Origin of the sequence: Streptomyces sp. NPDC047841 (genome assembly GCF_040704085.1) — a bacterium.
In the GTDB taxonomy this organism is placed as follows: domain Bacteria; phylum Actinomycetota; class Actinomycetes; order Streptomycetales; family Streptomycetaceae; genus Streptomyces; species Streptomyces argyrophylli.
In genome coordinates, this window is the sequence record NZ_JBEYRP010000007.1 from 158,062 (window position 1) to 179,880 (window position 21,819).

At 73.7% G+C, this 21,819-nt stretch carries 17 protein-coding genes; 6 read left to right on the forward strand and 11 right to left on the reverse strand.

Annotated elements, in window-relative coordinates:
• Positions 1-13 precede the first annotated feature (13 nt).
• Both AB0947_RS13200 and AB0947_RS13205 read left to right on the forward strand, forming a co-directional pair.
• Complete coding sequence (locus AB0947_RS13200; RefSeq protein WP_366750440.1) at positions 14-3,742, forward strand: ABC transporter ATP-binding protein; 3,729 nt, start codon at positions 14-16, stop codon at positions 3,740-3,742.
• 135 nt (positions 3,743-3,877) lie between these two features.
• A complete protein-coding gene (locus tag AB0947_RS13205) occupies positions 3,878-4,282 on the forward strand; it encodes a hypothetical protein (protein ID WP_366750441.1) in 405 nt (134 codons plus the stop codon).
• A gap of 141 nt (positions 4,283-4,423) precedes the next feature.
• On the opposite strand, the gene AB0947_RS13210 is transcribed toward AB0947_RS13205, so the two are convergent.
• The gene (locus AB0947_RS13210; protein WP_366750442.1) at positions 4,424-6,298 is read right to left on the reverse strand and encodes a glycoside hydrolase family 3 protein; all 1,875 of its coding nucleotides are present in this window, start codon (positions 6,296-6,298) and stop codon (positions 4,424-4,426) included.
• Between the two features lie 202 nt (positions 6,299-6,500).
• On the opposite strand from AB0947_RS13210, the gene AB0947_RS13215 reads away from it, so the two are divergent.
• Positions 6,501-7,094: an alpha/beta hydrolase gene (locus tag AB0947_RS13215; protein ID WP_366750443.1), complete on the forward strand. Its 594-nt coding sequence runs from the start codon at positions 6,501-6,503 to the stop codon at positions 7,092-7,094.
• Here the strand turns inward: AB0947_RS13215 and AB0947_RS13220 are convergent.
• The 5 genes from AB0947_RS13220 to AB0947_RS13240 form a co-directional block, all read right to left on the reverse strand.
• Entirely contained in the window at positions 7,069-8,310 is a 1,242-nt protein-coding gene (locus AB0947_RS13220; protein WP_366750444.1) for an MFS transporter, read from the reverse strand. The two genes, AB0947_RS13215 and AB0947_RS13220, sit on opposite strands and share 26 nt — an antisense overlap.
• Positions 8,311-8,430: 120 nt before the next feature.
• Positions 8,431-9,231: a sugar phosphate isomerase/epimerase family protein gene (locus tag AB0947_RS13225; protein WP_366750445.1), complete on the reverse strand. Its 801-nt coding sequence runs from the start codon at positions 9,229-9,231 to the stop codon at positions 8,431-8,433.
• A 225-nt stretch (positions 9,232-9,456) separates the two neighbouring features.
• Positions 9,457-10,383, reverse strand: coding sequence for a bifunctional helix-turn-helix transcriptional regulator/GNAT family N-acetyltransferase (locus AB0947_RS13230; RefSeq protein ID WP_366750446.1), 927 nt, complete (start codon positions 10,381-10,383; stop codon positions 9,457-9,459).
• 77 nt (positions 10,384-10,460) lie between these two features.
• The gene (locus AB0947_RS13235; RefSeq protein WP_366750447.1) at positions 10,461-11,057 is read right to left on the reverse strand and encodes a dihydrofolate reductase family protein; all 597 of its coding nucleotides are present in this window, start codon (positions 11,055-11,057) and stop codon (positions 10,461-10,463) included.
• 182 nt (positions 11,058-11,239) lie between these two features.
• Positions 11,240-12,286 carry a LacI family DNA-binding transcriptional regulator gene (locus AB0947_RS13240; RefSeq protein WP_366750448.1) on the reverse strand — a complete coding sequence of 349 codons (1,047 nt, stop codon included), beginning with the start codon at positions 12,284-12,286 and terminating at the stop codon, positions 11,240-11,242.
• 235 nt (positions 12,287-12,521) lie between these two features.
• Between AB0947_RS13240 and AB0947_RS13245 the strand changes: the two genes are divergently transcribed.
• Genes AB0947_RS13245 through AB0947_RS13255 form a run of 3 tightly spaced genes read left to right on the forward strand, consistent with a single transcriptional unit; the run spans position 12,522 to position 15,678 of the window.
• A complete protein-coding gene (locus AB0947_RS13245; RefSeq protein WP_366750449.1) occupies positions 12,522-13,673 on the forward strand; it encodes a Gfo/Idh/MocA family oxidoreductase in 1,152 nt (383 codons plus the stop codon).
• Complete coding sequence (locus tag AB0947_RS13250) at positions 13,670-14,821, forward strand: dihydrodipicolinate synthase family protein (RefSeq protein WP_366750450.1); 1,152 nt, start codon at positions 13,670-13,672, stop codon at positions 14,819-14,821. Before AB0947_RS13245 ends, AB0947_RS13250 begins: the two co-directional genes overlap by 4 nt.
• Positions 14,818-15,678 (forward strand): sugar phosphate isomerase/epimerase family protein, encoded by an 861-nt coding sequence (locus AB0947_RS13255; protein ID WP_366750451.1) that lies wholly within the window; start codon positions 14,818-14,820, stop codon positions 15,676-15,678. Before AB0947_RS13250 ends, AB0947_RS13255 begins: the two co-directional genes overlap by 4 nt.
• A 186-nt stretch (positions 15,679-15,864) precedes the next feature.
• Here the strand turns inward: AB0947_RS13255 and rbsD are convergent, their stop codons facing one another.
• The 5 genes from rbsD to AB0947_RS13280 all read right to left on the reverse strand — a co-directional run bounded on the left by rbsD (position 15,865) and on the right by AB0947_RS13280 (position 21,782).
• Complete coding sequence (rbsD, locus tag AB0947_RS13260) at positions 15,865-16,254, reverse strand: D-ribose pyranase (protein ID WP_366750452.1); 390 nt, start codon at positions 16,252-16,254, stop codon at positions 15,865-15,867.
• Positions 16,251-17,153, reverse strand: a complete 903-nt coding sequence (locus tag AB0947_RS13265; protein ID WP_366750453.1) for a ribokinase — start codon at positions 17,151-17,153, stop codon at positions 16,251-16,253. Before AB0947_RS13265 ends, rbsD begins: the two co-directional genes overlap by 4 nt.
• 78 nt (positions 17,154-17,231) lie before the next feature.
• Complete coding sequence (locus AB0947_RS13270; protein ID WP_366750454.1) at positions 17,232-19,181, reverse strand: substrate-binding domain-containing protein; 1,950 nt, start codon at positions 19,179-19,181, stop codon at positions 17,232-17,234.
• Positions 19,171-20,727 carry a sugar ABC transporter ATP-binding protein gene (locus AB0947_RS13275; RefSeq protein WP_366750455.1) on the reverse strand — a complete coding sequence of 519 codons (1,557 nt, stop codon included), beginning with the start codon at positions 20,725-20,727 and terminating at the stop codon, positions 19,171-19,173. The genes AB0947_RS13270 and AB0947_RS13275 overlap by 11 nt, the downstream gene beginning before the upstream one ends.
• The gene (locus tag AB0947_RS13280) at positions 20,724-21,782 is read right to left on the reverse strand and encodes a LacI family DNA-binding transcriptional regulator (protein WP_366750456.1); all 1,059 of its coding nucleotides are present in this window, start codon (positions 21,780-21,782) and stop codon (positions 20,724-20,726) included. The genes AB0947_RS13275 and AB0947_RS13280 overlap by 4 nt, the downstream gene beginning before the upstream one ends.
• Between the last annotated feature and the right edge of the window lie 37 nt (positions 21,783-21,819).

Here is a 21,819-nt window from a genome sequence, read left to right on the forward strand (position 1 = left end):
AGGAGGCACCGGCGTGGCAGCGCAACGGGGATGGACACGACGTCTGGCAGGGTACGCCTGGCGGTATCCGAAGGACGTCGTCCTCGCCCTCGCCTCCTCGCTCGCCGGCATGGCCGTCCTGGCCGTCGTCCCGCTGATCACCAAGGTGATCATCGACGACGTGATCGGCGCCCACACCCGCGCCATGGCCCCCTGGGCCGGCGCGCTCGTGGGCGCCGCCGTCCTCGTCTACGCCCTCACCTACATCCGCCGCTTCTACGGCGGCCGGCTCGCCCTCGACGTCCAGTACGACCTGCGGACCGAGATGTACGGCACGATCACCCGGCTGGACGGCCGCCGCCAGGACGAGCTGTCCACCGGGCAGGTCATCGGCCGTGCCACCAGCGACCTCCAGCTGATCCAGGGCCTGCTCTTCATGCTCCCGATGACCATCGGGAACGTCGTGCTCTTCCTGCTCTCCCTGGTGATCATGGCGTGGCTGTCGCTGCCGCTGACCCTGGTCGCCCTGGCCGTCGCGCCCGCCCTCGGCTGGATCGCCAGACGCAGCCGCAGCAGGCTGCACCCGGCCACCTGGTACGCGCAGGCCCAGGCCGCCGCAGTGGCCGGCGTGGTGGACGGCGCGGTGAGCGGCGTCCGCGTGGTCAAGGGGTTCGGGCAGGAGGACCAGGAGACGGGCAAGCTGCGCGAGGTCGGCCGCCGGCTGTTCGCGGGACGCCTGCGCACGATCCGCCTGAACAGCAGGTACACCCCGGCGCTCCAGGCCGTGCCCGCGCTCGGCCAGGTCGCCATGCTGGCCCTCGGCGGCTGGCTCGCCGTGCACGGCCACATCACGCTCGGCACCTTCGTGGCCTTCTCCACCTACCTGGCCCAGCTGGTCGGCCCGGTCCGCATGCTCGCGATGTTCCTCACCGTCGCCCAGCAGGCCCGCGCCGGCACCGAGCGCGTCCTGGAGCTGATCGACACCGAGCCGACCCTCGGGGACGGCACCAAGACCCTCCCGCCCGACGCGCCCGCGACCGTCGAGTTCGACGACGTGTCCTTCGGCTACGACCCCGAGCGTCCCGTGCTGGAAGGGCTGAGCTTCGAGATCCGCCCCGGCGAGACCCTCGCCGTCGTCGGCTCCTCCGGCTCCGGCAAGTCCACCCTCTCCCTGCTCCTGCCGCGCTTCTACGACGTCACCCACGGCGCCGTCCTGATCGGCGGCCACGACGTCCGCGAGCTGACCCTGGACTCGCTGCGGGCCGCGATCGGACTGGTTCCGGAGGACTCGTTCCTCTTCTCCGACACCGTCCGCGACAACATCGCCTACGGCCGCCCGGACGCGACCCATGAGGAGATCGAGGCTGCCGCCCGCGCCGCGCAGGCGGACCGTTTCATCAGGGAGCTGCCCGACGGCTACGCCACCAAGGTCGGCGAGCAGGGCCTCACCCTCTCCGGGGGCCAGCGCCAGCGCGTCGCCCTCGCCCGCGCCCTGCTCACCGACCCGCGCCTGCTGGTCCTGGACGACGCCACCTCGGCCGTGGACGCCCGCGTCGAGCACGAGATCCACGAGGCGCTCAAGCACGTGATGGAGGGCCGTACGACCCTGCTCATCGCCCACCGCCGCTCCACCCTCAACCTCGCCGACCGCATCGCCGTGCTCGACGGCGGCCGGCTCGCCGACGTCGGCACCCACGAGGAACTCCAGGAGCGCTCCGCCCTGTACCGCCGTCTGCTCACCGACCCGGACGAGCTCGGCGGGGTCTCCCCGGGCCGCGCCCTGCCCGCCGAGCGCCGGGAGGACACTTCCGTCCGCGACGAGCTGGAGGCCGAGTTCGACGCCGAGCGGGGCGTCACCCCGCGGCTGTGGACGGGCGACCGTGATTCCAAGAGCGCCGAGGACACGGCGCTGGCCGGCACCCCGGCCACCCCGGAGCTGCTCACCCAGGTCGAGGCGCTGCCCCCGGCCACCGACACCCCGGACATCGACGAGGCCCGCGCCGTCCTGCCCGAGGACTCCTACGGCCTGCGCCACCTGCTGCGCGGCTTCCGCCTGCCCCTGCTCGCCAGCCTGCTGCTGGTCGCCGTCGACGCGGGCGCCGGCCTGCTGCTGCCGGTGCTGATCCGGCACGGCATCGACTCGGGCGTCACCAGGATGGCGATCGGCGCGGTCTGGGCGGCGGCGCTGCTCGGCCTGCTGACCGTGCTCGTCCAGTGGGCCGCGCAGACCGGCGAGACCCGGTTGACCGGCCGTACCGGCGAGCGCGTGCTGTACACGCTGCGGCTGAAGATCTTCGCCCAGCTCCAGCGGCTCGGCCTGGACTACTACGAGCGCGAGCTGACCGGCCGGATCATGACCCGGATGACGACGGACGTCGACGCGCTCTCCAGCTTCCTGCAGACCGGACTGGTCACCGCGTTCGTGTCGGTCGTGACCTTCTTCGGGATCATGGTCGCGCTGCTGGTGCTCGACCTCCGGCTCGCGCTCGTCGTCTTCGCCACCCTGCCCCCGCTGTTCGTGGCCACCTTCTTCTTCCGCCGGGCGAGCGTGAAGGCGTACGAACTCGCCCGCGAGCGGGTGTCGACGGTGAACGCCGACCTCCAGGAGACCGTGGCCGGGCTGCGCATCGTGCAGGCCTTCCGGCGGGAACGGGACGGCGGGCGGCGGTTCGCCGAGCGCAGCGAGGCCTACCGCAGCGCCCGCGTCCGCGGCCAGCGGCTGATCTCCGTGTACTTCCCGTTCGTGCAGCTGCTGTCCTCGGTGGCCGCGGCGGCCGTGCTGATCGCGGGCGCGGGCCGGGTGGAGGCGGCCACGCTGACCACCGGCGCCCTGGTGGCGTACCTGCTCTACATCGACCTGTTCTTCGCGCCCGTCCAGCAGCTCTCCCAGGTCTTCGACGGCTACCAGCAGGCCACGGTGTCGCTCGGCCGCATCCAGGAGCTGCTGCGCGAGCCGACGTCCACGCGGACCGCCGACGAACCCCTCGACGTGCCGTCCCTGCGCGGAGACATCGCCTTCGAGGGCGTGCGCTTCGCGTACGGCGACGAGGAGGAGGCGCTGTCCGGCATCGACCTGACGATCCCGGCCGGGCAGACGGTCGCGTTCGTCGGCGAGACGGGCGCGGGCAAGTCGACGCTGGTGAAGCTGGTGGCCCGGTTCTACGACCCGACACAGGGCCGGGTGACGGTCGACGGCACGGACCTGCGGGCCCTGGACCTCACGGCGTACCGCCACCGGCTCGGGGTCGTCCCGCAGGAGGCGTACCTCTTCCCGGGCACCGTCCGCGACGCCATCGCCTACGGCCGTCCCGACGCCACCGACGCCGAGGTGGAGGCCGCGGCCCGCGCGGTCGGCGCGCACGAGATGATCGCCACGCTGGAGGGCGGCTATCTGCACGAGGTCGCCGAACGCGGCCGGAACCTCTCGGCGGGCCAGCGCCAGCTGATCGCCCTGGCCCGCGCGGAACTGGTCGACCCGGACATCCTGCTCCTGGACGAGGCCACGGCGGCCCTTGACCTGGCCACCGAGGCGCAGGTCAACCAGGCCACCGACCGGCTGGCGGGCCGTCGTACGACCCTGGTGGTCGCCCACCGGCTGACCACCGCCGCCCGCGCGGACCGGGTGGTGGTGATGGACCACGGCCGGGTCGCGGAGGACGGCACCCACGACGAACTGCTGGCCCGCGGCGGCCTGTACGCCGAGCTGTGGCAGACCTTCGTCGGCGAGCCCGAGCCGGAGGAGCCGGTCGGCGCCTCCCGCTGAGGGGCCCGGCCGGGCCGCCGCCCCGGGCCCTGCCGCGGGGGCGTCTCGGTGACGGTCGTGCAACCATCCGGCACACCCGTGCGTCCGTACATCAGTACGGACACGCGGTGTGTGACCGGGACGGGGAGGACGACAGTGGACAGTGGTGCGATACGCCGGCGTCCGCGCCGGCGGCTGGCGCTCGCTGCGGCCGTGCTGGCCGCGTCCGGGGTGCTCGGGCTGACGGCGACGGGGACCGCACGGGCCGAGTCGGCGAGCGGCTGCGCCGGGCGCGAGGTGCGGACGCTCCCGTTCGCGACCGGGATCACCCACGTCTACAAGCGCGACGGCTACGTCTGCGCCGTCACCGTCGCCAGACAGCCCGGCCCCAGCCGGTCCATGTCGGTCAGCGTGCAGGCCCGCGGCAACCGGCCGGTCGTCGACAAGGGCCGCTACCGGCACCACGCCGGCCCGGTGACCGTGCACGCCGGCCACCGCTGCGTGTGGATCAAGGGCTCGGTGGGCAAGTACTCCGTCAGCTCGGGCTGGATCCTGTGCTGACCGCGGCCCCCGGGCCCGGCCGCTGATCCGGAGCGCAATTCCCCCTGGTGGAAATGGGCGCCCGTAGCCCCCGTCCCGGCCGGCACTGACACGTGCGCGGCCGGGAGGGAGCCGTAGGGAGCGGACGCCGGACGGGTGCCCCTAGTAGGTCAGCCCGTGGCCGATCGGGTACAGCACCCGCGTGGGGTCGTCCGCCCGCTGCACCGGCACCGGCAGCTTCCCGCGCGGTCTCACCCGGCCCGCGATCACCCGGGCGGCGGCGCGCAGTTCGACGTCCGTCCAGCAGTACGTGGCCAGGCAGGCGCGGACGGACGGGAGCTGTGCGACGTCGTACGGGTTGCGGACGGCCAGCGCGACCACCGGCGTGCCCGTGGCCAGCAGGCGGTCGACCAGGGTGCGCTGGCTGCTGGACGCCGTCACGTTGTACGTGGCCACGATCACCGCGTCCGCGTCCCGCGCGGCGGTGACCGCCTGGTCGATGACCGCGGCGGAGGGCGCGGTGCCGGTGGACAGGGCCGTGGCGGTGAAGCCCAGTTCGGTGAGGGCGGCGGCCAGGACACCGGTGGGCGGGCCCGTGGTGCCGGACGGGGAGGCGGGGTCGGCGCCGACGACCAGGAGCCTGCGCCGCGTGCGGCGGTCCAGGGGCAGGGTGGCGTCCTCGTTGACCAGCAGGGTGGTGGTGCGTTCGGCGATGCGGTCGGCCGTGGCCAGGTGGGCCTTGGTGCCCACCGTGCGGTCGACGTCCGCCCGGTCTGCCCAGGGGCGGTCGAAGAGCCCGCGCCGGGCCTTCAGGCGCAGGATGCGCAGGATCGATTCGTCCAGGCGGGCCTCGGTCAGCTCGCCCTCCCGCACGGCCTTCAGCACCGCGTTCCAGGCAACGTCCAGCGACGGCGGGTTGAGCAGCTGGTCCACGCCGGCCTTGAGCGCGAGCACCGGCACCCGGTCGTCGCCGTACTTGGTGCGCACGCCCTGCATGCCGAGCGAGTCGGTGATCACGACACCGTCGTAGCCGAGTTCCCCGCGCAGGATGCCGGTCAGGATCGGGTGGGAGAGGGTCGCCGGGTCGCCGGAGTCGTCCAGCGCCGGGAACTGGATGTGCGCGGTCATGATCGAGTCGATGCCCGCCCGGATCGCTGCCCGGAAGGGCACGGCGTCCAGCTCCTCCCACAGTGCGCGGCTGTGGGTGATGACCGGGAAGCCGTAGTGGCTGTCGACGGCGGTGTCCCCGTGGCCCGGGAAGTGCTTGGCGGTCGCGGCGACGCCCGCGGCCTGGTAGCCCGTCACCTCGGCGGCCACCAGGGCGGCCACGGCCTCGGGATCGGCGCCGAAGGAACGGACGCCGATGACCGGGTTGGCCGGGTTGACGTTCACGTCGGCGTCGGGGGAGTAGTCCTGGTTGACGCCCATCGCGCGCAGCTCGGCACCGGAGATCCGGCCGAGGGCGCGGGCGTCGGAGCGGGAGCCGCCCGCGCCGATCGCCATGGCGCCGGGGAAGAGGGTGGCGGGCTTGCCGATCCGGCACACCGCGCCGTGCTCCTGGTCGGTGGCGATGAGCACCGGCAGCCCGCGCGGCTGGTCCAGGGAGGCGCGCTGGATGCCGTTGGAGAGGTCGGCGATCTGGTGCGGGTCGCGGGTGTTGTGCGCCCAGGCGAAGTAGATGATGCCGCCGACCCGGTACTTGGCGATCAGCTCGGCGGCGGTGCGGACGCCGATCTCCTGGAGGTTGGCGTCGACGTCCGCCTGGTCGGGGGCGGTGGCGGAGTGGCCGTAGACCCGCATCACGAAGAGCTGGCCGACCTTCTCCTCCAGCGTCATGCGGGAGATCAGGGCGCGCAGCCGGCGGTCGTCGGGGGTGGCGGCGTGGGCGGTCGCCGGTACGGTCAGCGCGGCGGTGAGGCCCGCGGTCGCGGCGAGGACGGCGCGTCTGGACGGCCGTGCGGTGCGTCCGCCGGCACGCGCGGAGTCCTCCGCACCGCTTCCCGTGCCGGTGCCGCTTCCCGTGCTGGTGTGGTGCACGTGCGCTCCTTCCCGAGGAGAACCGCTGAAGGAAACTTCCGAGGAGTCACCAATATCCGGGAAGTTTCTTTCCGTCAAGGGAATGCACAGTAACCACCGAGGGGGCGGTTGGCCGCGCACGCGGCGCGCGTCCGGGCGTTCCGCCGGCTTCCGGGGGGGGGCTCGCTGGACCGGTGGACACCCGCCGTGGAGGATCACCGGCATGACCACACGCGCGTACCTGATCCTGCACGGCTGGCAGAACCACCGCCCGCCGGCGCACTGGCAGCACTGGCTCGCCGACCGGCTCACCGCCCTCGGCCACCGGGTCGGCTACCCGCAGCTGCCCGACGCCGACGACCCCGACCTGGACGTCTGGCTCGGCGAACTCGCCCGCCACCTGGAGGAGCTGAACGGACCTCAGGAGCGGGTCGTGGTGGCCCACAGCCTGTCCGCCGTGCTGTGGCTGCACGCCGCCGCCCGGGGCATGAAGCAGCAGCGGTACGCGGACCGGGTGCTGCTCGTCTCCCCGCCGTCCGGTCCCGTCCTCGCCCGGTACCCGGAGGTGGCCGCCTTCGCCCCGCCCGCGCCCGGCTTCACCCTGCCCGGGCCGACCCGGCTGGTCGCGGGCGACGACGACCCCTACTGCCCCGGGGGCGCGGACACGGTCTTCGCCGAGCCCCTCGGCATCCCCGCCGACATCCTGCCCGGCGCCGCCCACCTCGACCTGGACGCCGGGTACGGCCCCTGGCCCGCGGTCCTGGACTGGTGCGTCGACGGCACCGTGCCGCTCACGGCACGTCCGGCACCGCGCTAGCCCCGTCCCGTAGTTCAGATGTCGTCGTCGCGACCGCCGCCACCGCCAGCACGCACAGCAGGCCGCCGCTGATCAGGGCGGTCGTGCCCGATGTCCAGCCGGCGAGCAGACCGCCGCGCGCGTTGCCGAGGCTGGGACCCGCCTGCCCGACGATCTGCTCGGCCGCCGTGACCCGGCCGAGCAGCGCGTCCGGGGTGCGGGTCTGCACGATCGTGGAACGCGAGACCACGGCCGTGGCGTCCGCCGCGCCGGCCAGCGCGAGCAGGACCAGGCCCAGCCAGGGGTCGCCGGCCAGGCCGAACAGCACCAGGGCCGCGCCCCAGGTGGCGGACGCGCACAGCATCACCGGGCCCGGCCGGGCGAGCCGGGTCAGCGGGCCGGACAGCGCGGTCGCGGTGACCCCGCCCACCGCCAGCGCCGACAGGAACAGGCCGAGGGTGCGCGGATCGTCCCCGAACCGCTCGGCGTTCACCAGCGGGAACAGGCTCACCGGGAACGACAGCACGGTCGCGGCGAGGTCGGTGACCAGCGCGCCCCGCACCACCCGGTGCCCGGCCAGGAACCGCAGCCCGTCCAGCACCCCGTGCAGTCCGGCCCGCGACGGCTCGCCCTGCGGCGGCAGCGCGGGCAGCCCGCGGGCGCCGTAGAAGGCGAGGCCGAAGCTGAGGGCGTCCAGCAGGTAGCAGACGCCGATGCCGAACCAGCCCAGCAGCAGCCCGGCCAGGGCGGGGCCGATCAGCATCATCGACTGACCGCTCACCTGCTGGAGCGCCAGCCCGGCGGCCACCTGCTCCTTGGGCAGCAGCCGTGGTACGAACACCCCGGCGGCCGGGGCGCCCAGCGCGCCGAAGCCCGACTGCACGGCGACGAGCAGCAGGACGGCCGCCGGCGGCACGTGCCCGGTGAAGCCCTGCGCGGCGAGCAGCAGCGAGCAGACCGCCTGGCCGACGGTCGCCGCGAGGAAGACGCGGCGCCGGTCGGCCCGGTCCACCCACGCCCCGGCGAACAGCCCGAACACCACGAGCGGCAGCGCCTGGGCCAGCCCGACGGCTCCGGTCCACGCGGTGCTGCCGGTCTGGTCCCAGACCTGGTACATGACCGTCACCATGGTCATGAACCCGCCGAGCACGGACACGGTCCGCCCGATCAGCAGCCGCCGGAAGACGGGTGAGGTGCGCAGGGGGCGTACGTCGACGAGCGAGCGGGTGAGGCTCATGAGCGGAGGCGGGCGCACGGCCCCGGTGGCTGGATCACCGGGGGAGGGTAACCGTACGCCGACGCCCCGGCCAGCGAATTCGGCGCGGGAAGCGGCTGTCCGCGGAGGGAGCGGCGGAGTCTAGGCGGCTTCGCCCAGCAACCTCAGCAGGTGCTCACGACCGGCGTCGAGCAGATCCGCGAGCGGCGCGGCCTCCTCGTACCAGCGCTTCTCGTACTCCCAGCACAGCCAGCCGTCCCAGTGGTGCCGGGACAGCACGTCCACGCACTCGCTGAGCGGCAGCACCCCGGCGCCGAGCGGCAGCGGGGTGGTGTCCTCGGCCGAGGCGATGTCCTTGACCTGGACGTAGCCCAGGTGCGGGGCGAGGGCCGCGTAGGTGTCCGACGGCTGCTCACCGCCCAGCCAGGTGTGCATCACGTCCCACAGCGCCCCCACCTGCCGGTGCCCGACCGGGCCGAGGACCCGGATCGCGTCGGCGCCGGTGCGGTGGGAGTCGTGGGTCTCCAGCAGGATCCGGACGCCCAGGGCGGCGGCGTCCTCGGCGGCGGTGCCGAGCCGCCGGGCGGCGATCGCGTCCGACTCCTCGCGGGGCCGGTCCGGGTCGGCGCCGGGGAGGACCCGGACGAACGGCGCGCCGAGGTCGTGGGCCAGCCGCAGGAGGTCCCGGACCTCCTCCAGCACGGGCGCGTCGTCGCCCGGGGCCGCGACGCGCGCGTACCCGGCGAGGCCCAGCACCTCGACCCCGGAATCCCGGAACAGGGCCGCGGTCTCGGCTCGCCGGGCGGGACTCAGGCCGGGGTGCACCGGTTCCTCGGGGTGGGCGCGCAGTTCGACACCGTGGTAGCCGTGCGCGGTCGCGAGCGCGAGGACCTCCGGGAGGGGCAGGCCGGGGACACCGAGAGTGGAGAACGCCAGCTTCATGGGCAGGGACCCTACCCGCCCCACCCGCCACACGATACGACCCCCCGCGCCGGGCGGACCGGGGGCCGGGGCGCGGTGTGCCGTGGCCTGGGGCGGGTACCGGGTTCGGTTGGCCGGGGGCCGGGCCGTGGCCGGGGGAGGCAGTGGCGGGGACGGAGCGGGGGCGGGGTGAGGGGTGCTGGGTATGGCCGGCGGGAACCGTCGCCCGCGGCGGAGGCGACGCCGTCACTCGCCCGGTCCGCGCAGCGGCAGTCGCCAGTCCTGGCCGACCAGGTCCTTGCCGAAGGAGCGGTGGGGCCGCTCGGCGACCAGGACGAACCCGTGCCGCTGGTAGAGGCGGCGGGCGCTGCCGAGCACGTCGTTGGTCCACAGCACCAGCTCCCGGTAGCCGGCCCCGCGGGCGAAGTCGATCACGGCCCGCACCAGCCGGTCGCCGACGCCGTGCCCGCGCGCCCCGGGCTCCACGAGCAGCAGCCGCAGCCGCGCGGTGCCGGGCGCGTCGTCCCGTACGCACATCACACAGCCCACGGGCCGCCCGGCCAGCTCCGCGATCCACACCCGCTCCAGAGCCGGATCGTGATCCGCCGCGTAGTCGGCGACGATCCGGGCGACGAGCCCCTCGTACTCGGTGTTCCACCCGAACTCGGCCGCGTACAGCGCGCCGTTGCGCTGCACGATCCACCCCAGCTCCCCGGCCCGCGGCTCCCGCACCACCACGTCCGCGGCCTGCTTCTGCCCGCCCAGGATCTCCCGGATGGTCCGCATGGCCTCGGCCAGCCGGTCCCGGTCCGCCGGGGCGACGCCGTCGAGCAGCGCCCGGACGGACTCCCGGGCCCGCTCGTCCAGCAGCGCGGCCGTCTCACGCCCGCGCGCGGTCAGCGTGATCCGGCGCCGCCGCGGGTCGTCCTGCGACGGCTCCCGCCGGACGAGCCCGTCCTCCTCGAAACGGTTCAGGATCCGGCTCAGGTACCCGGCGTCGAGCCCCAGCCCACCGCGCAGGTCGGCCGCGTCGAGGTACGGCGCGTGCGCGAGTTCGTACAGCACGCGGGCCTCGGTCAGGGTGTACGGGGCGTACAGGTGGCGCTCGTAGTCGAGGGCGCCGATCACACCCGTGTAGAACCGGTTGAAAGCGCGGACGTCCTGGACGGTCACGATCGCCCCCGGATGCTTGACCCAGTCAGAGATCCTGCTCCCCCGAGCCTAGGACGCCCCCGCGCCCCCGTCCACGCCTACGAGCGCCCGGCCGGCCGGTACACGTTCACCTGCGCCCCGGTCTTCGCGGTGGCCGACGACACCAGCTCCCAGCTGCGCAGCCCCCCGTCGGCCGGGAAGACCGACTTCCCGCCTCCGAGCAGCACGGGCATGACCACCAGCCGCAACTCGTCCACGAGTTCCGCCGAGATCAGCGCCCGCACCAGCGTGGGGCTGCCCATCATCGCCAGGTCCCCGCCCTCGGCGGCCCGCAGCTCCCGCACCGTGTCCAGGGCCCGCGCCCCCGGGATCCGCGCGGTGTTCTCCCAGCTCAGCTCGGACTCGCCGAGCGTGTCGGTCACGACGTACTTCTTCATGGAGTTCAGCCGGTCGGCGAACGGGTCCCCCGCCCGCTCCGGCCACGCGGCGGCCATCGTCAGGTACGTCCGCCGCCCGTACAGCAGCGCCTCGGCCTGCTCCAGCCCCGCGGCGAAGGCCCCGCCCACCACCTCCGGATCGAAGAAGGGGTGCGACCACCCGCCGTGCGAGAACCCCCCGTCGGTGTCCTCCTCGGGCCCGCCCGGGGCCTGTACGACTCCGTCAAGGCTGATGAACTCGGTGACGACGACCCGCATGGTCCCGCTCCTCGGCATGTGTCCGTTGCTTACGACGGTGAAGACGCCCGGCACCTCGAAAACTCATCGGTGCCGCCGGTGCTGCACTGCTGCCGGTGCTGTCAGGACGCGGCGGTCCGGCCGACCGCCCCCGACACGCGCACGCTCGACTCCAGGCGGGACCCCGGAGGACCCCCGCACCCTTACTCCCGCGGGACCCCGGTGGACCCCCGCACCATCAGCTCCCCCCGCACCGAGGCGATCCCCCCGGGCGGCGGCTCCTCCCGGCCCATCGCGATGCGCCCGGCCCGCGCCCCCGCCTCCGCCAGCGGCAACCGGACCGTCGTGAGGGACGGCACCGCGTCGACGCTGAACGGCAGGTCGTCGAAGCCGGCCACCGAGACGTCCTCGGGGATGCGCAGCCCGGACTCCCGCAGCGCGGCGCAGGCACCGAGGGCGACGGAGTCGTTCGCGGCCACGATCGCCGTCAACGAGGGGTCGCGGCGCAGCAGTTCCAGCGTGGCCTCGTGACCGGACCGGCGGTCGTAGCGGCCGTGGACCGTCCGGCGCGGGTCCTCCTCGACGCCCGCCGTCGCGAGCGCCGCGCGGTGGCCCTCCAGGCGGTGCCGGGTGGTCGTGCGTTCCTCGGGGCCGGCGATGTAGCCGAGCCGGCGGTGGCCGAGGCCGATGAGGTGGTCGGTCAGCGCGCGGGCGCCGCCCCGGTTGTCGAAGGTCAGCGCGACGGCCCCGGTGTCCGGCGCCGGCGGGCGCCCGCACAGCACCACCCGGGTGCCGGCGTCCGCCAGCTTGCGCAGCTTGGCCGCGGCCGCGGCCGCGTGCGGCGCGTCCTCCACGGCCCCGCCGGTCAGCACGACGGCGGCGGCCCGCTGCCGCTGGAGCAGGGTCAGGTACGTCAGCTCGCGCTCGGGGGAACCGCCCGTGTTGCAGACGACCGCGAGGCGTTCGCCGCCCGCGCGCCCGCCCGGCCCGCCGATCTCCGCCTGGATCGCGCTCGCCATGATCCCGAAGAACGGGTCGGCGATGTCGTTGACGAGGATGCCGACCAGGTCGGAGGTGGCCGCGGCGAGGGCGCTCGCGGGGCCGTTGAGGACGTAGTCCAGCTCGTCCACCGCGCGCAGGACCCGTTCGCGGGTGGACGCGGCGACCGGGTAGTTGCCGTTCAGCACGCGCGACACCGTCGCGGGCGAGACCTGGGCGCGGGCCGCCACGTCCGCCAGGGTCACCGTCATCTCGTCGTCCTCCGGTCACGCGTCGTCTGGTACGCCCTCGTAGACAGCAGGGCGTCCGTCCTGGTTCCGAGCAGACCCTAAGGCCACGACGCGTGGTTGTTCGCATCCTCGAACAACTCGGAGCGGACGCGGTCTTGTACAGACCACTTCCAGAGGCTAGCTTCTCCTCGTGTAGAAAGCGCTTGCTATCCGACGGCTGAACTGCTTGCTCCACCGGCCCACGAAGGGGACTCACGTGACACGCAAGACGGTGCGTATCGCCATGAACGGCGTGACCGGGCGCATGGGCTACCGCCAGCACCTCGTCCGGTCGATCCTCGCCCTGCGCGACCAGGGCGGCCTCGACCTCGGCGACGGCACCGTGCTCTGGCCCGAACCGGTCCTGCTCGGCCGCCGCGAGCACGCCCTGCGGGAGATCGCCGAGCGGCACGGCCTGGACCAGGTCTCCACCGACGTGGACGCCGTCCTCGCCGACCCGTCCGTCGACATCTACTTCGACTCCCAGGTCACCTCCGCCCGCGAGGAGGCCCTCACGAAGGCGATCGCGGCCGGTAAGCACGTCTACACCGAGAAGCCCACCGCCACCGGCCTCGAAGGCGCCCTCGCCCTCGCCCGTCTCGCCCACGACAAGGGCGTCAAGCACGGCGTCGTCCAGGACAAGATCTTCCTGCCGGGCCTGCTGAAGCTGAAGCGCCTCGTCGACGGCGGCTTCTTCGGCCGGATCCTCTCCGTGCGCGGCGAGTTCGGCTACTGGGTCTTCGAGGGCGACTGGCAGCCCGCCCAGCGACCCTCCTGGAACTACCGCGCCGAGGACGGCGGCGGCATCGTCGTCGACATGTTCCCGCACTGGGAATACGTCCTGCACGAGCTGTTCGGCCGGGTCACCTCCGTGCAGGCCCTCGCCGCCACCCACATCCCCCAGCGCTGGGACGAGAACGGCAAGCCCTACGACGCCACCGCCGACGACGCCGCCTACGGCGTCTTCGAGCTGGAGGGCGGCGCCGTCGCCCAGATCAACTCCTCCTGGGCGGTCCGCGTCCACCGCGACGAGCTGGTCGAGTTCCAGGTCGACGGCACCGAGGGATCGGCCGTCGCCGGCCTGCGCGGATGCCGCGTCCAGCACCGCAGCGCCACCCCCAAGCCGGTGTGGAACCCGGACGTCCCCGCCACCGACGTCTTCCGCGACCAGTGGCAGGAGGTGCCCGACAACGCCGAGTTCGACAACGGCTTCAAGGCCCAGTGGGAGCTGTTCCTCAAGCACGTCTACGCCGACGCCCCCTACCACTGGGACCTGCTGGCCGGCGCCCGGGGCGTCCAGCTCGCCGAACTGGGCCTGAAGTCCTCCGCCGAGGGCCGCCGCATCGACGTACCGGAGATCTCCCTGTGACCCTCCGACTCCCCGCGGCCGACGGCACCCTGCGCCCGTACGAGCCGCGCACCACGCCCCTCTCCCTCACCCCCGGCACCCCTTTCACCTCCCGCACGGTCTTCTCGGCGGCCCACGTCGTCGCCGACCCGTTCGCCGACGTCCCGCCCGGCGCGCCCGCCGCCGTCGACTGGGACGCCACCCTCGCCTTCCGCCGCCACCTGTGGTCCCACGGGCTCGGTGTCGCCGAGGCCATGGACACCGCCCAGCGCGGGATGGGCCTGGACTGGGCGGGCGCCGCCGAACTGATCCGGCGCAGCGCCGCCGAGGCGCGCGCGGCCGGCGGCCGTATCGCCTGCGGTGCCGGCACGGACCAGCTCGCCGGGGGCACCCTCGCGCAGATCCGGGCCGCGTACGAGGAGCAGCTCGCGGTCGTGGAGGAGGCGGGCGCCCAGGCCGTCCTCATGGCCTCCCGGGCGCTGGCCGCGACGGCGAAGGGCCCCGAGGACTACCTGGAGGTCTACGGCCACCTCCTGCGCCAGTCCGCCGAACCGGTGATCCTGCACTGGCTCGGCCCGATGTTCGACCCGGCCCTGGAGGGCTACTGGGGCTCGTCCGACCTGGACGCGGCCACCGGCACCTTCCTGGAGCTGATCGCCGCCCACCCCGACAAGGTCGACGGCGTCAAGATCTCCCTGCTGGACGCCCGGCGCGAGGCCGGCCTCAGACGGCGGCTGCCGCAGGGCGTGCGCTGCTACACCGGCGACGACTTCCACTACCCGGAGCTGATCGCGGGCGACGACCAGGGCTTCAGCCACGCCCTGCTCGGCGTCTTCGACCCGCTGGGCCCGCTCGCGGCCGCGGCGGTACGGGTCCTGGACACGGGCGACGTCCAGGGCTTCCGTGAACTCCTGGACCCCACGGTGGAGTTGTCCCGCCACCTGTTCCAGCCGCCCACCCGCTTCTACAAGACGGGGGTGGTGTTCCTCGCCTGGCTCGCCGGCCACCAGAGCCATTTCGCCATGGTCGGCGGCCTGCAGTCGGCCCGCTCCCTGCCCCACTTCGCCCGCGCCTATGAACTCGCCGACGGGCTCGGCCTGTTCCCGGACCCGAAGCTCGCCGAGGAACGGATGAAGACCCTTCTGTCGCTGTACGGGGTGGACCGGTGAACACGGCGGAACTCGCGCGCTTCTCCGTCAACCAGATGACGGTCAGGCAGCTGCCCCTCCCCGAACTGGCCGACGCCTGTACCGCGCTGGGCGTCCCCGGCGTTGGCCTGTGGCGGGAGCCGGTGCGGCGGTACGGCGTGGAGGCCGCGGCCAAGCTGGTGCGGGACGCGGGCCTGACGGTGACGACCCTGTGCCGCGGCGGCTTCCTCACCGCGACCGACCCCGTCGAGCGGGCCGAGGCGCTGGGCGACAACCACGCGGCGATCGACGAGGCCGCCACCCTCGGCACCGACACCCTGGTCCTGGTCTCCGGCGGACTCCCCGCCGGCAGCAAGGACCTGCGCGGCGCCCGCGAGCGCGTCGCCGACGCGCTGGCCGTCCTCGCCCCCTACGCGGCCGAACGCGGCGTACGTCTCGCCATCGAGCCGCTGCACCCGATGTACGCGTCCGACCGCTGTGTGGTCTCCACCCTCGCCCAGGCCCTGGACCTCGCCGAACGCTTCCCCGCGCACCAGGTCGGGGTGGCCGTGGACACCTACCACGTCTGGTGGGACGACCAGGCGCCCGCGCAGATCGCCCGCGCGGGAGCGGCGGGCCGCATCCACACCTTCCAGCTCGCCGACTGGACCACCCCCCTGCCCGAGGGCGTCCTCAACGGGCGCGGCCAGCTCGGCGACGGGGCGATCGACATGCGGGAGTGGAAGGGCCGGGTGGAGGCCGCCGGGTACTCCGGCCCCATCGAGGTCGAGCTGTTCAACGAGCGGCTGTGGGCGCGGGACGGGCGGGAGGTGCTGGCGGAGACGGCGGAGCGGTTCGTGGAGCACGTGATCCGGCCTGACCCGGACGAAAGACCCTAGCTCACCCGCGCGGAGGAATTCCGGAAGCGGGTGCAACCATTCCGTCGCCCGCCGTGTCGTACCTGTCGCCGGAACCACGGGGGACCCCGGGGGGATCGGGTTCCGGCAGGGAGGGGAAACGCCGAGGGGGCGTCCCGGGCCTGCGGGCCGGGGAGGCCCCCTCGCAACGTGCCGGCCCTCCGCGCCCTAGAAGAACACCCCGCAGCGCAGCAGGACGTTCGCGTACGGCCGGGCCTCACCGGTGCGGACGATCAGCCGGGCCCCGGCCGACAGCTCCTTCAGCCGCTCGTGCGGCACGAGGGCCAGCTCCGGGAAACGGGCCCGCAGCAGCCCGGCCGCCGCTGGATTGGCCGCCTCCACCTCCTCCGCCGCCGTGGCGCCCTCCACCACCAGCTCGGCCAGCAGGCCGTCCAGCACCTCGGCGAAGGACGGCACACCGGCACGGAAGGCCAGGTCCACCACCCGGGGCCCGTCGGGTATCGGCATGCCCGCGTCGCAGACCAGCACCCCGTGCCCGTGGCCCAGCTCGGCCAGGGCGCCGGAGAGATGACGGTTGAGGATCCCCGCCTTCTTCACAGGGCCTCGACCTCCTCCGCCGTCGGGTACGACTCCTGCGCGCCCCGCCTGGTCACGGCCGCCGCACCGACCCGGGCCGCGTAGGCCGCCGCGTCCGCCAGGTCCGCACCGGACCCGAGCCTCCAGGCCAGGGCCGCGGTGAACGCGTCCCCGGCACCCGTGGTGTCCACCGCGTCCACCGTCACCGACGGCACCCGGGCGACCCCCGAACCGTCGGCCACCAGCGCCCCCTCCGCGCCCAGCGTCACCACCACCGAGCGCGGGCCCCGGGCCAGCAGCAGCCGGGCCCAGTCCTCGGGGTCGTCGCTCGTGCAGTCGTCCCCGAGGACCACCCGTGCCTCGTGCTCGTTCAGGATCAGCGGGTCGCACGCCGCCAGCACCTCCGCGGGCAGCTCACGCGGCGGGGACGGGTTCAGCACGAAGCGGCTGCCCGGCGCCAGGTTCCGCACGACCTCCACGACCGTCTCCAGCGGGATCTCCAGCTGCGCCGACACCACCCGGGAGGCGCGCAGCACACCCGCCGCCGCCCGGACGTCCGCCGGCAGCAGCCGGGAGTTGGCGCCCGGCGACACCACGATGCTGTTGTCGCCGGACGGGTCGACGGTGATCAGCGCGACCCCCGTCGGCGCCCCGCCCACCAGCACGCCCACCGTGCCGACCCCGGCCGCGCGCAGGGAGTCGAGCAGCAGCCGGCCGTGGCCGTCGTCGCCGACCCGCGCCAGCAGGGCCGTGGCGGCGCCGAGCCGGGCCGCGGCGACCGCCTGGTTGGCGCCCTTGCCGCCCGGGTGCACGGCCAGATCGCCGCCGAGCACCGTCTCGCCGGCGGCCGGCCGCCGCTCGACGCCGATCACCAGGTCGGCATTGGCCGATCCCACGACCAGAAGGTCGTAGTCGTACATCAGTTGACTCCCCTGAGAGATGACGCCGGGCGGGCGGCCCCGGAAGTGCCCGGGGCCGCCCGCCCGAGCCGCCTGTTGTCAGCCGGTGAAGCCGGCCACGTTGTCCTTCGTGACCACCTTCACCGGCACCTTCACCGTCGGGTCCACCTTGTCGCCCTTGACCGCCTTGAGGGCGTTGTCCACGGCGATCTTCCCCAGCTGCGAGGGCTGCTGGGCGACGGACGCGTACAGCGTGCCGTTCTTGACCGCGGTCAGGCCGTCCGGGGTGCCGTCGAAGCCGACCACCTGCACGGACTTGCCGGCCTTGGAGCCGAGCGCCTTGATCGCGCCCAGCGCCATCTCGTCGTTGGCGGCGATGACGCCCTGCACGTCCGGGTGGGCCTGGAGCAGGTTCGACATCACGTCGAGGCCCTTGGTGCGGTCGAAGTCCGCGGGCTGCTGCGCCAGCACCTGGATGCCCGGGTAGGCCTTGAGGCCCTGGGCGAACCCGGCCGCCCGCTCCCGGGCCGCCGACGTGCCCGCCTGGCCCTGGAGGATGACGATCTTGCCCTTGCCGCCCAGCTTCTCGGCGATCGTCTTCGCGGCCAGCTCGCCGCCGGCGACGTTGTCCGAGGCCACCAGCGTGTCCACGGACGCGTGGTTGACACCCCGGTCCACGGCGATCACCGGGATGTCCGCCTTGTCGGCGGCCTTCACGGAGTTGCTCGCCGCGTCCGAGTCCACCGGGTTGACGATGATCGCGCCCAGGTTCGAACTGGTGAAGTTCTGAAGCTGGTTGGCCTGCTGCGAGGCGTCGTTCTGCGCGTCGGTGACGGTCAGGTCCACGCCCAGCTTCTTCGCCTCGGCCTGGGCACCCGACCGGATCTGCACGAAGAAGGGGTTGTTGAGCGTCGACAGGGACAGACCCATCCTCGGGGTCGTGGACGACGAGGAGCCGCCGTGCAGGAAGGAGGTCGCGCCGACGATGGCGACGGTCACCACGGCGGCGAGCGCGTACGTCGCCGCCTGCTTGCCCTTCGGCCCGCCCGTGCCGGCGGCCACCGGGGTCGCGCCGGCCTTGCGGCGCACCGTGTCCAGCAGCACCGCCAGCGCGATCACGACACCGATCACGACCTGCTGCCAGAACGCGGACACCGAGAGCAGGTTGAGGCCGTTGCGGAGCACCGCCAGGATCAGCGCGCCGATCAGCGTGCCGGACGCCTTGCCGGTGCCACCCGCCAGCGAGGCGCCGCCGATGACGACCGCCGCGATGGCGTCCAGCTCGTAACCGTCGGCGGCCTGCGGCTGCGCCGAGGACAACCGGGACGCGAGCACGATGCCCGCCGCCGCGGCGAACAGCCCGGACAGGGCGTAGATCGCGAGCTTCTGCCGATTCACCCGGAGACCGGACAGCCGCGCGGCCTCCTCGTTGCCGCCGATCGCGTACATGGAGCGGCCGATGTACGTGCGTCCCAGCACGAACGCGGCGATCAGCCCCATCACCACCATGACCAGCACGGGCACCGGCAGCCAGCCGCCGAGGGTGTCCCCGAGGTGGGAGACCGACTCCGGGAAGGCGATGGGCGAGCCCTGCGAGATCACCAGGGCCAGACCGCGGCCCACCGACAGCATGGCCAGCGTCGCGATGAACGGCGGCAGCTTGCCGTAGGCGATGAGGAAACCGTTCACCAGACCGGCGACGATGCCGGTGGCGACCGCCATCAGCACCGCCAGCACGACCGGCACCCCGTGGGAGGTGGCGCTCCAGGCCAGCACGGTCGCCGACAGCGCGGCCACCGAGCCGACCGACAGGTCGATGCCCGCCGAGACGATCACGAAGGTCACACCGAAGGCGAGGATCGCCGTCACGGCCGCCTGGACGCCGATGTTCAGCAGGTTGTCCGTCGTCAGGAAGTCGCCGGACAGCGCCGACAGGGCGATGACCAGGACGATCAGCGCGGTGAGCGCGCCGTTGTCCAGGAGCAGCCGGCGCAGGCCGCCCGGGGCGCCACTCGCGCCCGCCGGCCTCTTGAGCGTGTCAGTGGCCACGGGGGGCCTCCTTGTCGGTGAGGGGGGTGGAGCCGGCGGCGGAGCCCGGGCCGGCGGTCGGGGAGGAGACGGCGAGTGCCATGACGGCGTCCTGGGTGGCCTCGTCGGCCGGGAGCTCACCGGCGATCCGGCCCTGGGCCATCACCAGCACCCGGTCGCTCATGCCGAGCACCTCCGGCAGATCGCTGGAGATCATCAGCACGGCGGCACCGGCGGCCGTCAGCTCGTTGATCAGCTGGTAGATCTCGACCTTGGCACCGACGTCGATACCCCGCGTCGGCTCGTCCAGGATCAGCACCTTGGTGTCGGCCAGCAGCCACTTGCCGATGACGACCTTCTGCTGGTTGCCGCCGGACAGGGTCCGCACGTGCTGCCCGAGGCCCGCCATGCGCACGCCCAGCTGCCCGGCGATCCGCTCGGCGGCCGAGTACTGCGCCTTGCGGTCCACCAGCCCGGCCCGGGTGGCCGACCGGAGCGTCACCAGCCCCAGGTTCTCCGCGACGGAGGCGTCCAGCACCAGCCCCTGGCCCTTGCGGTCCTCCGGCACCAGCCCGATGCCGGCCGCCATCGCCGCGTTCACGTCGTGCCGCTTGAGTTCGGCACCGGAGACCCGCACGACCCCGTGGTCGTACGGATCCGCGCCGAACACCGCCCGGACGACCTCCGTACGGCCGGCCCCGACGAGCCCCGCGATACCGACGACCTCGCCGGCGTGCACCTCGAAGCTCACGTCGTGGAACACGCCGTCACGGCCCAGCCCCTCGACGGACAGCAGCGCCGCACCCTTCTCCGGCCGCTGACGCGGGTACTGCTGCTCGATGGAGCGCCCCACCATCAGCCGGACCAGCTCGTCCTCGGGCGTCGAGGCGGGCACCTGCCCGACGCTCCGCCCGTCCCGGATGACGGTCACCCGGTCCCCCAGGGCGGCGATCTCCTCCAGGTGGTGGGTGATGAAGACGATCCCCACGCCGTCCTCGCGCAGCGACCGCACGATGGCGAAGAGCTTCTCCACCTCCTCCGAGGTGAGCACGGCGGTCGGCTCGTCCATGATGAGCACGCGCGCGTCCAGGCTGAGCGCCTTGGCGATCTCGACCATCTGCAGCCGCGCGATGCCGAGTTCCCGCACCCGCGCACGGGGCGAGACGTCGACCCCGACACGCTCCAGCAGCGTCGCGGCCTCGGCCTCCATCCGCTTCCGGTCGATCATCCCCAGCCGGCGCGGCTGCCGCCCCAGGAAGATGTTCTCGGCGACGGTCAGATCGGGGACCAGGTTGAACTCCTGGTAAATGGTGGCGATCCCGAGGCGCTCGGAGTCCTGCGCACCGTGGATGCGCACCTCCTCACCGCCTGCGAGGATCCGGCCGGCATCGGGGGTGTAGGCACCGGAGAGCATCTTGATGAGGGTGCTCTTGCCGGCGCCGTTCTCACCGAGCAGTACATGGACCTCGCCCCGGCGCAGGTCGAAGTCGACGCCGTCGAGCGCGACCACGCCGGGGAAGGTCTTGCGTATGCCCTCGATGCGCAGCAACTCGTCCGGGTTGCTCACGACGTGCTCCTTTGCACTGGGGAGGGGGACTGCGTGGGGGGTGCGGGGGTCTGGGAGGGCACGTGCGCCTCTCCGCAGGAGCGGCGTACGACGAGCCGCGCGGGCAGGGTGACGGAGCGCGGGGTGCGCCCCTCGATCCGGTCCACCAGGGCCCGTACGGCGGCCCGCCCCAGCTCACCGGTCGGCTGGGCGATGGCGGTGACCGGCGGATCGGTGTGCACGAACCACGGGATGTCGTCGAACGCGGCCAGCGCGATGTCGTCGGGCACGCGCAGCCCGCGCGCGCGTACGGCGTCCAGCGCGCCGAGCGCCATCAGGTTGTCGGCGGCGAAGACGACCTCGGGCGGCTGCGGCAGATCGAGGAACCCCTCGGTGACCCGCCGCCCGCTCTCGGCCTGGAAGTCGCCCTGCCCGATGTAGGCGTCCGGGAGCGGGAGTCCGTACGCGGCGAGCGCGGCCCGGAACGCCTCCACGCGCTCACTGCCGGTGGTGGTGGCGGCGGGCCCGGCGATGATGGCGAGCCGCCGGTGTCCGAGCCGGTGGAGGTGGGCGACCAGATCCCGCACGGCCGCCTGTCCGTCGGCCCGCACGACCGGCACGTCCACGCCGGGGATCCACCGGTCGACGAACACCATGGGCGTCCCCGTCCGGGCGGCGTCGAGCATCAGGGGCGAACCGCCGTCGGTGGGGGAGACGAGCAGTCCGTCGATCCGCCGGTCGAGCAGGTTCCGTACGTGGTGGTCCTGGAGTTCGGGCCGCTCGTCGGCGTTCCCGATGATCACGCTGTAGCCGAGCGCGCGGGCCTCTTCCTCGACGGAACGGGCCAGCTCGGTGAAGTAGGGGTTCAGCACGTCGCTGATGACCAGTCCGAGCGTATGGGTCTGGTCCGTCCGCAGGGACCGGGCGACGGCGTTGGGCCGGTACCCCAGGGCGTCCACGGCCGCCATCACCCGCGCCCGCGCGTCGGCACTGACGGACGGATGCCCGTTCAGCGCCCGCGACACGGTGGCCACGGACACGCCCGCCGCAGCGGCCACGTCCTTGATGCTCGCCATCGCCGGCCCCACCTCCTCGTGGACTCATGGAATCGAT

Coding starts and splice junctions, on each gene's coding strand:
- AB0947_RS13215 (WP_366750443.1), top strand. CDS start 6,501: ATGACCACACGCGCGTACCTGATCCTGCACGGCTGGCAGAACCACCGC.
- AB0947_RS13220 (WP_366750444.1), bottom strand. CDS start 8,310: ATGAGCCTCACCCGCTCGCTCGTCGACGTACGCCCCCTGCGCACCTCA.
- AB0947_RS13225 (WP_366750445.1), bottom strand. CDS start 9,231: ATGAAGCTGGCGTTCTCCACTCTCGGTGTCCCCGGCCTGCCCCTCCCG.
- AB0947_RS13235 (WP_366750447.1), bottom strand. CDS start 11,057: ATGCGGGTCGTCGTCACCGAGTTCATCAGCCTTGACGGAGTCGTACAG.
- AB0947_RS13240 (WP_366750448.1), bottom strand. CDS start 12,286: ATGACGGTGACCCTGGCGGACGTGGCGGCCCGCGCCCAGGTCTCGCCC.
- AB0947_RS13265 (WP_366750453.1), bottom strand. CDS start 17,153: ATGTACGACTACGACCTTCTGGTCGTGGGATCGGCCAATGCCGACCTG.
- AB0947_RS13280 (WP_366750456.1), bottom strand. CDS start 21,782: ATGGCGAGCATCAAGGACGTGGCCGCTGCGGCGGGCGTGTCCGTGGCC.